Genomic DNA, 13,750 nt, shown 5'->3' on the forward strand with positions numbered 1-13,750 from the left:
CGCACAGATTTAGGGCGACCTAAAGATCGAAGCGGTTATATTGTTTTAGGCTAGCCTAAAAATATGCCCAAAGACGACGCGGTGCGCGGAGAACCGACCCGCAGGGCGTTCGCGAAGTACGGCGGCACCGTCGCGCTCGGCGGGCTGCTCGCCGGCTGTACCGGCGGCGACGGCGGCGATTCCGGTTCGCCCGAGGGCAACGAGACGGGTTCGGGGTCGAGCGACGGCGGCGACTCGGCGGACTCCGGGGGCGACACCGACGAGCGCTACGCGGCGTCGATCTCGCCGATGGGCGAGGTGACCTTTGAGTCGCCGCCGGAGACGGTGTTCACGCGGCTCACCCACCACGCGGGCATGGCGTTCGCGCTCGGGCGGGGGAACGACGTCACCGCGCTGCACGCGCCCGACTACTACGACGGGGTGTGGAACCAGTTCGTCGAGCGGCTGCCCGGCGTCTCGCTCGACTGGTCCGGGCGCTACTCCTCGTGGCAGCCGGACAAGGAGAAGCTCTACGAGCTCGACAGCGACGTCCACCTCGCGGACCCGGCGTGGATCACCCGGCAGGACGCCTGGGACCGCGACGACATCGACGAGATCGCCGAGAACGTCTCGCCGTGGTTCGGCAACTCCCTCAGCGACCGCCACCAGGAGCCGCCTGCGGAGTGGGCCGACGGGTACCAGTACTACGGGCTCTGGGAGCAGTTCGAGATCGTCGCCGACGCGTTCCGCGAGCGCGAGCGCTACGAGGCGCTCGCGGCCGTCCACGACGACCTCCTGTCGACGATCGAGGACCGGCTACCGCCGGAGGAGGAGCGCCCGACCGCGATCATGGTCGCCGCCGCCGACATCGAGAGCATCTACGCGTACACGCTGAGCAACCCCGGCTTCCTCACGTCGCACACGCGCCCGCTCGGCCCGCGCGACGCGTTCAAGGGGAGCGTCGAGTCCGGCACGGTCGTCGACTTCGAGACGATGCTCGAGGCCGACCCCGACGTCATCCTCTACCTCGGCGGCATGGAGCCGGGGACGGACATGGCCGGGCGGCGGGCCGCCTTCGAGGAGGACGCCGTCGGCTCGGAGATCGCCGCCGTGCGGAACGACCGCTTCTACCCGCAGGGCGCCCGGTACCAGGGGCCGGTCCTCAACCTCTTCCAGTTAGAGATGACGGCCAAGCAGCTCTATCCCGACGAGTTCGGCGAGTGGCCGCGATACGAGGAGGGCCCGTACCCGGAGATCCCGGACGGAGAGCGCCTGTTCGACCGCGAGCGCGTCGCGGACGCGATCAACGGGGACCTGTAGATGCGCGCCCGCGAGTGGAGCGTCGCGGCGACGTACGGCGACCCGACCGACTACGACGTGCCGGCGCTGCCGGCGTGGCGGGTCGAGCGCGGCGACGCCGGCGACCTCGCGTTCGCGGCGGCCGACGGCGACGAGCCGTTCATCGCCGCCGCCAATCCGGTTCGGGTGCGGCGGTGACGGGGGCGCCGCCGGCCGTTCGGTCGCGCGCCTCGACCGACCGGCGGGACCGAAGCCCCTACCCCGTCTCGCCCGTGTCGACCGGTATGGATCCGAATCACGGACGGACTGCGAACCGCGACCGACGGAGCGGACGGGTGATCGACCGATGACCGACGAACGAACCCCCCCGCGCGACGTCGTCGTGGTCGGCGGGGGCGTCGCCGGCCTCTCGGCCGCCGTCTTCACGGCCAGACAGGGGATCGACACGCTGGTGATCGACTCCGGAGAGTCGATCCTCCGGCGGAACGCGCATCTGGAGAATTTTCCGGGGTTCCCGCTCGGCGTCAACGCCCGGCAACTGCTCGACCTCCTCGGCGATCAGGCCGAGAACGCCGGTGCGGACCGGCTTGACGCGCGGGTGACGAGGGTCGCGGTCGCCGGGTCCGACGACACCCGATTCGTCGTTACCACTGACGGCGGCGACCGAGTCCGGACGCGGTACGTCGTCGCGGCGACGAAGAACGAGGTCGGCTACCTCGACGGCGTCGACGGCGTCGGGATCGTCGAACGCGGGAAGGCGTACGTCGATATCGACGAGCGCGGCCGGACCGGCGTCGACGGCCTGTACGCGGCGGGACGGCTCGCGGAGAAGCCGCATCAAGCCGCGGTGTGCGCCGGCCACGGCGCCGAGGTCGCGATCACGCTGCTGGAGGACGACGACGCCCCCTTCTACCACGACTGGGTGGCGCCCGAGGGGTACTTCACCGACCGCGGCCGCGAGGTGCCGCCGGGCTGTGAGGAGATTGATGACGCCGAGCGTCGCGAACGCGAGGCCGCCGCGCTGGAGGCGACTCGCGAGCGATTTGCAGAGCCGCACCCCGCCCCTCAGGAGACGCATCCGAGCCTGAATGAGTAGCGCGCTGGCCGGTGTGGCCCTCTCGGGCCTTCTCTTTCGTCGGTAGCGCTCGCGTCAGCCGCCGACGACGGGCGCGAGCGGCTCCTGCGAAAAGCGGATCGCCTGCCGGTCGATGTCCGATCGCCGGAGCGGTTCGGGCGGCGCGACGACGCCCGCCCGGGGATTTTGCACGCTCATCGACGCCGAGTCGTCGGGGCCGCTGTCGGAGAACTGCGCCTCGACGAAGCCGACGCGCACGGTCACCTCGCGACCGAGTTCCTCGGTCAGCAACGCGTCCCACCGCTGGGCGAGATCCGGCGGCGCCGCTGCGTCCCTCGGTATCCCGATGAGAACGTTCACCTGCGGTCGGTCGCCGAGCAGGAGATCGGCCGGCTCGTAGTCGACGGTGACCGAGACGAGTTCCACGCCCTCGATTCCGGCTTCTGCAACTTCCCGTTCGAGCGTGTCCTGCGCCTGTTGCTCGACCGACTGGGTCTGGAATGTGGCCCAGGTGACGGCGCCGAGCGCGACCGAGAGGACGGCGATGGCGACCACGAGGATGACGACGCGCGAGACGAGCGAGGCGCGAACGCCTTGGAACCGCCCGGCATCGAGCGGCTTGAACCCCGCGAAGTAGAACAGCACGAGCGCAGAGACGTTGATAGCGAGCAGGTTGACCACGACGAGCACGGCCGCGGCGATCGCGATTCCGGGGAGTCCGAACGCGAGGCCGAGTCCAGAGGTCGCGGCCGGGGGGACGAGCGCGACGGCGATAGCCACGCCGACGAGCGTCGATCCCGACCCGCGCATGATGCTGAGGGACCCGGCGATTCCCGACCCGAGCGCGAGGAACAGCGAGAGGAAATTCGGGCTGGTTCGCTCGGCGACCTGTGCGATCGAGAGGATGTCCAACTCCGGTGGGATGAGAATCGTCTGCTGGAGCAGGACCCCCATGACCGCCGCCGTCGCGATCGCAGCCAGCAGTCCGGTAACCTGCAACACGACGCCGCGTCGCGTCATCTGTCGGTCATCGAGGACGGTACCGACCGACGCCGACACCGCAGGTCCCATCAGCGGCGCGACGACCATCGCACCGATGATCGTTGCCGCCGAGTCGAGCAGCAGCCCGGTCGTGGCGATCACAGTACTCAAAATGAGGAAGGCGAAGAAGGTGGAGTTCGCCGGCGCGAGGTCGTCGGCTCGCGCGTACAGTTCGTCGCGAGAGATGCGGAGTCCGGGGAACCGCTCTTCTAACGCAGAGAGGCGCTTCGAGACGACCGTCTCGGTCGGTAACACGATCGTGTACGCGTCTTCGCGGATCCCCGCCGTGACCAGTTCTTCCATGATCGGTTCGACGCCACTCGGCGGAACGGGGAACTGCACCATCGCCTCGAAGTCGCCCCGGCCGACCTCGTCGAAGACCGCGTAGTCGACGCCCTGTCCGTCGAGGGCTTCGAGCACCGACGAGCGGTTTCCTTTCGGAATGAGTAGTTGAACGAGTCGCATTACTGGGTCACGGTCGGGCGTTCGGGATGCGATGCGGCTGTCCGTCGGCGAGTCGATCGATCGCGACCGGCAGCGGTCTCACCCCGCAATCTCCTCGGCGGCGAAGGTCTCGCGAAGCTGATCTTCTTCCTCGGGCGAGAGATTCGTCTCGATGATCTCGAACTCCACGCCGTCGAGGTCCTCTCGGATACGCTCCAGCCGGGCTTCGCGAGCGAGGAGGAACAGCGCGGAATCACCCGGCTCTATCGCCTCGCTCACGTTTTTGATGAATGAATCGTCGATGCCGATGTCTCCGAACTTCCCCGAGAGGGCACCAGCGGCGCTGCCGGCGATCAGGCCAGCCCACGGGGCCAGAAAGAGGAGCCCGATGAGCATTCCCCAGAACGCGCCGCCGAGTGCTCCGGCACCGACGAGGCTGTGGGCCTGTTTGACCTTCGCGTGACCCTTCTCGTCACGGACGACGACCGCGGCGTCCTCTAACTTGATCAGCTCTCGCTTCTGGAAATCGTACATCTTGTCGCGCATCCGCTCGGCGCCGTTTACGTCGTCGAATGCAAGCACCACGAGGGAACTCATGAATTCCCATCAAACGCCTGTTATGAAAGTAATGGAGTGCCGTGCGACCGATAATCCGAACTTACCCCGGTCGGGTGTGGACGTTCCCGCCAGCACGACAGGGCGAGTGATTGCGATCGAACCGCTTGCGGTTGCGGGCCCGACCGGTCTCCACGGCGCCTTCTCCCCGTCGCACGTGACAAGTAACACTCAAAAAGTATTATGCGTTGACACGACGAATCTCGGAGGATGAACGCACGGTCCGCAGTGGGGTACTCGGCCCCGAGCAAGCGAGGCGCGAGTCGGCGAGCGCCGATTGGGATCAAAGCAGGGACCGGTCAGTCGTGTCCTGGGTTGTCAGCGTCCCGTTCGGTCCAAACGACGGCGGGCTGAGAGAACGATGGCAGACACGTACTACCTCATCAGCGACCTTCATATCGGCGGGGACGAGCAACTGCGACACGTCGATTTCCTCGCGGAACTGCTCGAGTTTCTCCGCGACCTGGAGACGACCGACGAGGACGCCGAACTGATCGTCGCCGGCGACGCGTTCGGGCTTTGGGAGTTCACCGAAGTCGAGGGCCCCGCGAAGTTCGACGCCCTGCTCGATCAGTACCCGGAGCTGTTCGACCAGTTACGGGCTACCGGAGCGGCGGTTCCGATCACGTTCATCCCCGGCAATCACGACTACGAACTCGCGTGCTACGACGAGTACGCCGACCGACTCGCGGAGTACAACGTCTCGCTCGAGCAGGTGGTCTCGCTCGAACGACCGGTCGGTGATCACCTCGTCCACGTCGAGCACGGCATGCAAGAAGATCCGAACAACCGGGTCCCGGACTTCGGCAACCCGCACGCCAACCCGCCGGGCTACTTCGTCAACCGACAGATCACGAGCCGGGCGGGCCAGCTCTCCGGTCGAGGCAAGTACAACTGGCTCAAGGATATCCAGGCGGTGACGCCGATGACGCAGATCCCCGACTGGCTGATCTCGAACTACTTCTACCGGGAGATGAGCGCGTGGCTCAGGTTCGCGGTTGTCCCGTTTCTCCTACTGTTCAACCTCGGACTGTGGTACGTCGGCATCTACGCGCTCGACCGATTTGGCGTCTGGTCGTTCCCCATGACTCTCGTTCAGGGCGTGCTTGCCCGATTCGGGCCGGTCGGACGGCTGGTCGACCTCGTCTTCACGGCGAATCTCGTCCTGATCGTGCTGCTGCTGGCGATTTCGATCCCGCTCTATGTGTTCGCCAGAGACGTACGAAAGACGCTCAGCCGGTTCGGACTCGTCCGCTCCGGCAGCGACGAGGGCGAGGCCCCGGCCCAGAAGTATCTCGACAGGGCTGAAACGGTGTTCACGGCGAACCCCGCCGTCGCCGTCTACGTCTACGGGCACACGCACCGCTCCGCGGTCACGGCAGTCGGGGACCGACTCGTCCTCAACACGGGAACGTGGCTGAAGCGGTTACGGCGAGTCGAGGCGCGTCTGGGAATCGTCCCGCCCGTGTACTACTCGTCGTACCAACTCAACTACTTCCGGATCTCACCGTCCGATGACGGCGGCGTGAGCGTCAAGTACGAGACGATAGACAAAGCTGATCCGAGCGACGAGACGCTCCTCCAGCGATTCCTCACTCCCGCGCCGAAGCGACGGTCAGAGCTCCCCGCCGAGACCGTCATCGACCCCTCACCGAACCGAACAGACCGGCCGAGCGGGTCGGACGCCGCGGAGTCGACTCCGTCCGAGTGACGGCGCCACCTCCGCCGAACCCGGCTCGATCGCCGAATAATCACCGACTAAATTAGTCGTCTGATCGCGCTTCCCCATCCGATGGAATCCCCCGACGACCGCACCGACGAGACCCCGACCCCAGCGAGAGACGAAGAGGTGGGACTCGCGTACTGGGCGGCGGCGGTCATCGCCGCATTGAGCCTCTTTCTCGGCGTCCTCGACACGTCGATGATGAACGTCGCCGTCCCGTCGATCGTTCGGGACCTGAATACGACGGTCGCCTCGATGCAGGCGGCTATCGCCGCGTACTCGATGGTGATGGCCGCGTTCATCATCCCGGGAGGGGCGCTCAGAGCCGCCGTCGACACCAAGCGGCTGCTTATCGGAACGCTCGCCGTCTACAGCGTCGGGACGCTGCTCGCGGGGCTCAGCTGGAGCATGACGATGCTCTTCGTCAGTTGGTCGATCGTCGAGGGGCTCGCCGGCGCCCTCCTGTTGCCGATCACGTACTCGATCATCGTGGAGAACTACACCGGTGCCGACCGGGCGCGAGCCTTCGGAGCGATCGGCGGCGTGACCGCCGTGGGCGTCGCGGTCGGGCCAATACTTGGGGGCACGCTCACGACGTACGCGAGCTGGCGCTGGGGGTTCCTCGGCGAGTTTCTCGTCGTCCTCGTGATCGTCGGGCTGACCCTTCGCTATCTCCCCTCGCGACCCGCTGACGCCCGGATAGAACTCGACGTCGTCGGCACGATGCTCTCGATACTGGCCGTCGTCGCGGTCATCGGCGGGTCCCTGCTCGCGGGGACGTACGGTTGGATCCGTCCGATTCGGCCGTTCTCCGTCGGCGGGGTACTCGTCCAACCGCTCGGGCTCTCGCCGGCCGTCTGGTGTATCGCGTTGGGGGTCGCGCTGCTCGCCGGCTTCGTTCAGTGGGAGTTCCGACAGGAACGGATCGGGAAGCCGACACTGGTCCCGGCGGCCGTCTTACGAAACCCCACGTTTGCGGCGGGCATTCTCACCTTCGGAAGCGAGTCGTTGTTTCTGGCAGGATTCATGTTCACCATACCGGTGTTTCTCCAGTCAGCGCTCGGCTACTCGGCGTTCGACAGCGGCGTCGCACTGTTGCCGTTCTCGGCTGCCACGCTCGCGGTGGCGGTGACCTCGACCGGCTGGCGGGCGTACGTCGCCCAAAAGCGCCTCATTCAGGGGGGACTCGTCCTGATCGGCGTCGGCATGCTGCTGTTGATGGATGCCGTCGCCGTCGGGGTGACCATCGCCGAACTGGCGGTACCGATGACGGTCGTCGGTCTCGGACTCGGGTTGTTCACCGGCCAGATAGTCGACCTGACGATGTCCGCCGTTCCGGAGTCGTTCTCGGACATCTCCTCGGGGATCATCAACTCGCTGAGTCAACTCGCCTACGCGTTCGGGACGGCGGTCGCTGGCTCGGTCCTCCTGGCTCAGTTCTACGGGGACTTCGTCGGCGAGGTGAGCCTGCTCGCGACCGGAACGAGCGTCACCGGCGAGGAACGGCGACGGCTGGCCGTCCGACTCGAAGACGCTCGCGAAACGACGACTCAGGCCCAACAGGAAGCGTTCGTGAACGGGCTCTCACCCGACATCCAACGACAGATCGCCGAGATCGTACAGACCTCGATGGTGACCGCGCAGCGGAGCGTGCTGGTCGTTCTCGTCCTGTTCGTCCTCATTACCTTGCTCGCGTCGAGCCTGTTGCCCCTCTCGAGGCAGGCGGAATCGAACCGTCAGAGCGGGTCGAGTGTGCAACGGGACCAGGAGACGGAGTAGCGAGTCATTCGGACTTGCCGGACGGAGCGATCGTCCCGCGGTTCGGTCGCTATTCGTCAGTCGCGGCGGGCGAATCCGTCTCGCCGGCCTCGATCCGAACGAGGTCGGCCTCAACGTCCTCCACGAACGCGCCCGTTCCACCCACGCTGACGGCGCCCTCGTCGGTCTCCACGACGAGCGAGTGCTGGACCGGAAACTCGTTGTTCGTTGGCTCCACCATCCCCTGTTTCGCCTCGATCACCTCGCCGACGAGGTCGGCGGCCTCGCCGCTCTCCGTCCACCGACCGGCGACGGTCACGCGGGGCGTCGTTCCGGCTCGGCGGTGGAGGGTCACTTGGAGGACGGCGTGCCGGAAGTTCGCGTACTCTGCCGGTAGGGCGACCGGATCGGCGGCCGCGACCTCGCTCGCGGCCGGCCAGTAGTTCCCGAGGAAGGAGCCGACGATGACGGGCGCGATCTGCTCTTGTGAGAAGCGAATCGCCTGTCGATCGGTGTCCGAGCGCCGGAGCAGCTCGGGCGGCGCGACCACGCCCGCTGCGGAGTCGACGGTGAGCAGCGTGGGAATTGCCTCGCTCCACGTCCGGACGACGCTGGCGACCCCGTCGAGTGCACCGTCGTCGAGTCCCTCGTCGGCGCTATCGTCCCCGGCGTCGGAGACGACGAGGAGCACGAGCACGCCCCGGTCGACGGCGGCCGCCAGCGACTCCCGGATCTCTGGGAGGTGTGAGGCCGTGATCGACAGCGTCACCTCCGACTCCGCGTCGTCGAGCAGCGACCGAATTCGCTTGATGACGGTGACGCGGGACTTGATCACCTCGAACTGTTCGGCCCGGCGCTCGACCCGCGAGAAGCGTTCGTCCAAGCCGGGCCGGATCGCGTCGACGTCCGCGCGAAGCCGGTCGATGACCTCGTCCGGGGGGTTCGCGCGGATCATCGTCGGCACGACGTGGTCGTTCACCTCCGCGAAGCCGCGGTCCGCGAGCGACTCGCTCACGCTGTAGACGTAGCGCTTCGACACGCCCGCGGCGTCCGCAATCGTGCTCGCCTTCGCCTCGCCGTGCTCCAAGAGACTGAGATACGTGTCAATCTCCTTGTCCGAGAGCCCGAATCGGCGGAGGAGATCGTTCAGCGTCCGGTCGTCCATACCGAACAGAGGACGAGACGCCCACTTATACCGGTCGGAGCGCCGCCCCTTCCGAGGTGGGCCGACGACGCGAGATCGCTCGACCGCGAGACGGGCCCTCCATCTGCCTGGGTCGCCGCCCAGTCATCGAAATACGGCGACCGCGTCGACCTCGGTTTCATCGTCCACCGCGCGGTCTGCGAACAGGTCCGTGTCGGCCCACTCGGGGACCGTGACGACCGCCGGCGCGCTCGCGAAGTTGACGACGACGAGGAGGGTGTCCTCGTCACGACCCGTTTCACCGTCGCCGTCCCCCATCGAACGGCGGTACGCGGTTACCCGCTCGGGGTCGCCATCGACGACGGTCACGTCGGCCGCCGGGTCGTCGAACGCGACGTGCCCCTCATGCAGGAGCGGCTCTCGCGCTCGGAAGGCGGCGAGTCGCCGGTGGAAGGCGGTGAGGTCGTTGTCGCCGTCGTGCCAGCGGATCGGCCCGCGGTACGTCTCGTTTCCGCGCTCCTGCCCGGCGTAGATCATCGGCGCGCCCGGGAGCGTGAAGACGGTCGCGGCGGCGGCCTTGAGGGCGTCGCGGCCGTACTCCGCGAGGTACCGCTCCTCGTCGTGATTCTCGACGTAGCGCATCTGCACGCTCGGGTCGTCGAACCCGAGCCACACGGCGCGGTCGAACGCGTCGGCGACCGCGCTCGCGGGGACCGCGCCCGCGCCGACGTCGCGGAGGACTCCGTAGAGCGAGGTGTCATAGTGGAGGTCGAATTCCCCCTCGCCGTAGAAGGGATCATGCGGGAGCGTCTCGTCGAGGAGGAGGCAGTCGTCGGGGACGCGGTCGGCGACCTCCTTCCAGAAGCCGTGCGGGACGCCCCACGCCACGTCGGCGCGGAAGCCGTCGACGACGGCGGCCCACTCGTCGACCACGTCCAGCAGCCACGCCCGGACGGTCGGGCTGTCGAAGTTGAGGTTGGGGATCCGCCGCCAGTTGAAGTAGTACTCCGGCATGTCGCCGGCAGCGAGTTCCGCCCAGTCCGTCCCGGTCACGTCGAAGTCGCCGTTCGTTCGCCTGTAGTGATCGGCGTACTCCTCGACGCCGGCGGCGTGCAACTGGAACGCGGGATGGTCGCGGGAGGTGTGGTTGATCACCAGATCGAATATCACGCGTATCCCGGCGTCGTGGCAGGTCTCGACGAGGGACTCGAACGCCGCCCGCGAGCCGAGGTCGCTCGCGGTCTCGTAGTAGTCGGTGACGTGGTAGCCGTGCTCCGTCGGCGAGGCGAGCACCGGCGTCAGCCAAAGCGCGTCGACGTGCAGGCTCTCCAGGTACGGCACCCGCCGCTCTATCTCGCGGAACGTCGTCGGCAGGGTGTCGCCCGCGAACGACCTGACGAAGACCTCGTATATCGTCGGCGACGCGGCCCACTCGGGGCGCGCGTGAGGGTCGGTGACGCCCAGCGAGCCGTCCTCGCCGTTGCCGGTGCCGTTCCCCGCGACCGCGCGCTCGATCAGAACCGTCTCGCTCGTCCCGTAACGCTCGGCGTGCGGAACCGCGTGAATCCGAAGCCCACCGCCGTCGAGCACGTCATCTGGAATCTCGTCGAACGGAATCGAGAGGGTGACGCCGTCCGCGAGCGACTCGATCCGAGCGACCGCCTCCGGATCGGCGTCGCGGTCATCGACGAGGAACTCGACGTCGACGGGGGCGTCGCGGTCGGCGACGTCGCTTCCTGCTTGCGTGTCCACGTCCCCGTCAGCCGCGGGCGGCGCGGTGGCGTCGGCCGTCAGGACGACCGCGGGCCCGTCGTCGTCCGCGTCTCCGCCGCCGTCCCCCTCTACGACGCGCGCGTCGAGCGAGAGCCGAGGGCGTCCGGGTCCGGGGACCTCGACGCCGTCGCCGTGGCCGTTGCCCGGATCGTCGTTGGCCACGAAGCTGAACCCGTGCCGGCCCGGCGGCACGCGGGTCTCGAACACCCAGTCGTCGCCGTCGCGCTCGGGACGGTCGCGGGCGAGACGGCGCTCGTTATGCGCCCACATGACCGAGACGCGGTCGACGTCGGCGTCGGGGAGTGGGAGGTCTGTGGTTGGGACGCGGAGTTCGACCTCCCGACGCTCGTCGGGGAAGACGCGCACGCGCTGGCGGTGGGTCCCGTCGGGCGCGTCGAGGGTCAGGGTGTACGTCCCCGGCGCGTCCGGCCGGAGGTGAACGACCGGGGCGTCCGACCGGCCCGTCGCGCCGCGAGCGAGGACCGGGTCGGCATCTTCCTTTGCCCGCCCCGTTCGCGGCTCCGGCTCGTCACCCGCAACGAGGGCGCTCCCGGCGGGCGCGTCGCGGACCGTCCACTCGTACGTCCCCTCCGGATCCGGTGACCGCGGCGCCAGCTCCACCGACTCGCCGACGCTCGTCGTCCGCGGTGGCCCGGGTTCGTGCATGGGGGTATCCGGTCGCCCCTCGGCTTGAGAGTTTCCGTTTTCCAAACCCACGAATAATAATTACACCAAAACTTCATACGCGGAGAGGGCGTGTTTCCGCCCAATGCAACTACGCGACGCGCTCGACGATTACAAGCGGAACACCGGGCACGAGACCCGGTTTCCCGGAGAGCGCCGGACGGTCGCCGGACGGTTCTCCGGCGGCGACGGTCGGTTGGTCCACGTCGGCGAGGACGGCGAACTCCGCGACTTCGGCTACCCGCTCACCGGCCGGACCGGACTGGTTCGCTCTCGGGTCGGAATCGCGGTCGGCGACGACGTCACCTGGCTCGACGAGGTGCCCACCGAGCAGCGGTACGTCGGAGACACGACCCTGATCGAGACGGTCCACGAGACCCCGGTCGCGACCGTGACCTGCCACGACGCCACGCTCGGCGACGCGCACCTCACTCGCGTGACGGTCGACGCGGGGACTGATGGCGACGCAACCACCGACCCCGCCGACCTCTCGCTCGTCGTGTACGCCCGGTTCGCGCCCGACGGCCGAGACAACCGCGTCGGCCAGCTTCGGTACGACGACGCCGTCGAGGTGTACCACGCCGACGAGCACGACTTCCTCGCGAGCGACACCGGGTTTACCGACCTCCGCGGGCAGCTCCCCGCGACGTTCCCCGAACTGCTCGACGAGGCGCCGACGGACCTCCCCCGGACCCGCGACAGCGACCGCTACGAGGAGGAGCGGCTCTCCGGTGAGGTCATCGCGCACGTCCCGTTCGAGGACGGCGTCGCGACGGTGGGGTCGCTGTTGACCGACCGGGCCGAGACGACGCGTGAGGCGGCCCGCGGCCGGCTCGCCGACCTCTTCGCCGATCTCGACGACGTCGAGGCGCTCGCCGCGGCCGCTGGCGAGACGACTCCCTCGGCCGCCGCATCGGTGCCGGCCCGCGACTCGGTGGTCGCCGACCTTCGCGTGCTCTCGTTGCTCTCGGCCAAATCGGGGCTCCGAATGGCCGGTCCCGACTTCGACCCCTTCTACGCGACCTCCGGCGGGTACGGCTACACGTGGTTCCGCGACGACGCGGAGATATCGACCTTCCTGCTCAATGCCGACGACCGACTCGGGCTCGGGATCGGCGACTGGCACGCCCGCTCGGCGGAGATGTACGTCGCCACGCAGCGGCCGGACGGATCGTGGCCCCACCGCGTCTGGCCGCGGAACGGCGCGCTGGCGCCCGGCTGGGCGAACGCCCGCATCGAGGACGGTCCAGACGTGGATTACCAGGCAGACCAGACAGGCAGCGTCATCTCTTATCTCGCGCAAGCGCGAGCGGCCGGCGCGGACGTCGCTGACCTCGACGCTACGCTGGTCGCCGCGCTCGCCGGACTCGACGAGACGATGGCGGACGACGGCCGCCCGGTCGTTTGTCAGAACGCCTGGGAAGACAGCGCCGGCCGGTTCGCACACACCGCGGCGACGTTCTTGGAAGCGTACAGCGAACTCGCGCTCCACGGGCAGGGGCTTGACGCCGATGCCCTCGCCGGCGACGCAGATGTTACCGACCCCGACGCTCCCGGACAAGAGCTCGACGCCGACGATCTCCCGGACGACCTCGCCGCTCACGCCCGCGATCAGGCGACCCGGGTGTACGAGGCGCTCGACGACCTGTGGGTGCCCGAGCGCGGCTGTTACGCGCTCCGCGAGACGCCTCACGGTGCGATCGACGACCGGCTCGACTCCTCGACGCTATCGCTGGCGGCCGCCCACCGGTCGTTCGACGGGCTCGCTCGCGTCGACGACGAGCGGCTCGACCGGCTCGTCTCACACGTGGAGACGGTCGTCGACGGACTCGCCCACGAGAGCGACGAGATTTCGGGGCTGATCCGGTACGAGGGCGACGGGTGGCGGCAGGCCGGGCAGCTCTCGGAGAAGGTGTGGACCGTCTCGACGGCGTGGGGCGCGAACGCCTGCGCCGAACTCGCGGTGCTCCTCTCGGCTCGCGACGACCCGCGGGCCGACCGGCTGGCGGAGCGCGCCCGAGAGCTCCTCGCGCACGTGTCGCCCGGCGGATCGCTGTGCGAGCCGACGAGCTACCTCCCCGAGCAGTTCTTCGACGACGGGACGCCCGACAGCGCGACTCCGCTCGGCTGGCCGCACGCCATCAGACTGGCGACGGTCGCCCTGCTCGACAGCGAAGAGCTGCTCTCGCCGGACCCGATCGCCGCCGACGACTGA

General features: G+C 68.3%; 10 protein-coding genes. 6 read left to right on the forward strand and 4 right to left on the reverse strand.

Going from position 1 to position 13,750, the window contains the following annotated elements; translation table 11 throughout:
- Window positions 1-63: 63 nt before the first annotated feature.
- From ACNS84_RS00580 to ACNS84_RS00590, 3 genes are all read left to right on the forward strand, one after another.
- Window positions 64-1,299 (forward strand): ABC transporter substrate-binding protein, encoded by a 1,236-nt coding sequence (locus ACNS84_RS00580; protein WP_435072909.1) that lies wholly within the window; start codon window positions 64-66, stop codon window positions 1,297-1,299.
- Window positions 1,300-1,476: a hypothetical protein gene (locus tag ACNS84_RS00585; protein WP_435072910.1), complete on the forward strand. Its 177-nt coding sequence runs from the start codon at window positions 1,300-1,302 to the stop codon at window positions 1,474-1,476. It abuts the gene before it with no gap.
- A gap of 148 nt (window positions 1,477-1,624) precedes the next feature.
- Window positions 1,625-2,374: an NAD(P)/FAD-dependent oxidoreductase gene (locus ACNS84_RS00590; RefSeq protein WP_435072911.1), complete on the forward strand. Its 750-nt coding sequence runs from the start codon at window positions 1,625-1,627 to the stop codon at window positions 2,372-2,374.
- 54 nt (window positions 2,375-2,428) lie between these two features.
- Here ACNS84_RS00590 and ACNS84_RS00595 read toward each other — a convergent pair whose 3' ends face one another.
- Window positions 2,429-3,859, reverse strand: a complete 1,431-nt coding sequence (locus ACNS84_RS00595) for a TIGR00341 family protein (protein WP_435072912.1) — start codon at window positions 3,857-3,859, stop codon at window positions 2,429-2,431.
- Window positions 3,860-3,937: 78 nt separating this feature from the next.
- Window positions 3,938-4,435: a DUF1269 domain-containing protein gene (locus ACNS84_RS00600; protein WP_435072913.1), complete on the reverse strand. Its 498-nt coding sequence runs from the start codon at window positions 4,433-4,435 to the stop codon at window positions 3,938-3,940.
- Between the two features lie 379 nt (window positions 4,436-4,814).
- Here ACNS84_RS00600 and ACNS84_RS00605 point away from each other — a divergent pair, with 379 nt between their 5' ends.
- Together ACNS84_RS00605 and ACNS84_RS00610 are read left to right on the forward strand one after the other, a co-directional pair.
- Complete coding sequence (locus tag ACNS84_RS00605; protein WP_435072914.1) at window positions 4,815-6,164, forward strand: metallophosphoesterase; 1,350 nt, start codon at window positions 4,815-4,817, stop codon at window positions 6,162-6,164.
- 81 nt (window positions 6,165-6,245) lie between these two features.
- On the forward strand, window positions 6,246-7,955 hold the full coding sequence (locus ACNS84_RS00610) for an MFS transporter (protein WP_435072915.1): 1,710 nt from the start codon (window positions 6,246-6,248) through the stop codon (window positions 7,953-7,955).
- Window positions 7,956-8,004: 49 nt separating this feature from the next.
- On the opposite strand, the gene ACNS84_RS00615 is transcribed toward ACNS84_RS00610, so the two are convergent.
- Both ACNS84_RS00615 and ACNS84_RS00620 read right to left on the reverse strand, forming a co-directional pair.
- Window positions 8,005-9,099, reverse strand: a complete 1,095-nt coding sequence (locus tag ACNS84_RS00615; RefSeq protein ID WP_435072916.1) for a TrmB family transcriptional regulator — start codon at window positions 9,097-9,099, stop codon at window positions 8,005-8,007.
- Between the two features lie 123 nt (window positions 9,100-9,222).
- Complete coding sequence (locus ACNS84_RS00620) at window positions 9,223-11,517, reverse strand: alpha-amylase family glycosyl hydrolase (protein WP_435072917.1); 2,295 nt, start codon at window positions 11,515-11,517, stop codon at window positions 9,223-9,225.
- Between the two features lie 103 nt (window positions 11,518-11,620).
- Between ACNS84_RS00620 and ACNS84_RS00625 the strand changes: the two genes are divergently transcribed.
- Window positions 11,621-13,750 (forward strand): DUF7997 domain-containing protein, encoded by a 2,130-nt coding sequence (locus ACNS84_RS00625; protein ID WP_435072918.1) that lies wholly within the window; start codon window positions 11,621-11,623, stop codon window positions 13,748-13,750.

Origin of the sequence: Halorubrum wangae (assembly GCF_051194135.1) — an archaeon.
Classification (GTDB): domain Archaea; phylum Halobacteriota; class Halobacteria; order Halobacteriales; family Haloferacaceae; genus Halorubrum.

Bases quoted from the DNA above. Each gene is read 5' to 3' on its own strand.
- ACNS84_RS00580 (WP_435072909.1), top strand. From the start codon at position 64: ATGCCCAAAGACGACGCGGTGCGCGGAGAACCGACCCGCAGGGCGTTC.
- ACNS84_RS00585 (WP_435072910.1), top strand. From the start codon at position 1,300: ATGCGCGCCCGCGAGTGGAGCGTCGCGGCGACGTACGGCGACCCGACC.
- ACNS84_RS00590 (WP_435072911.1), top strand. From the start codon at position 1,625: ATGACCGACGAACGAACCCCCCCGCGCGACGTCGTCGTGGTCGGCGGG.
- ACNS84_RS00595 (WP_435072912.1), bottom strand. From the start codon at position 3,859: ATGCGACTCGTTCAACTACTCATTCCGAAAGGAAACCGCTCGTCGGTG.
- ACNS84_RS00600 (WP_435072913.1), bottom strand. From the start codon at position 4,435: ATGAGTTCCCTCGTGGTGCTTGCATTCGACGACGTAAACGGCGCCGAG.
- ACNS84_RS00605 (WP_435072914.1), top strand. From the start codon at position 4,815: ATGGCAGACACGTACTACCTCATCAGCGACCTTCATATCGGCGGGGAC.
- ACNS84_RS00610 (WP_435072915.1), top strand. From the start codon at position 6,246: ATGGAATCCCCCGACGACCGCACCGACGAGACCCCGACCCCAGCGAGA.
- ACNS84_RS00615 (WP_435072916.1), bottom strand. From the start codon at position 9,099: ATGGACGACCGGACGCTGAACGATCTCCTCCGCCGATTCGGGCTCTCG.
- ACNS84_RS00620 (WP_435072917.1), bottom strand. From the start codon at position 11,517: ATGCACGAACCCGGGCCACCGCGGACGACGAGCGTCGGCGAGTCGGTG.
- ACNS84_RS00625 (WP_435072918.1), top strand. From the start codon at position 11,621: ATGCAACTACGCGACGCGCTCGACGATTACAAGCGGAACACCGGGCAC.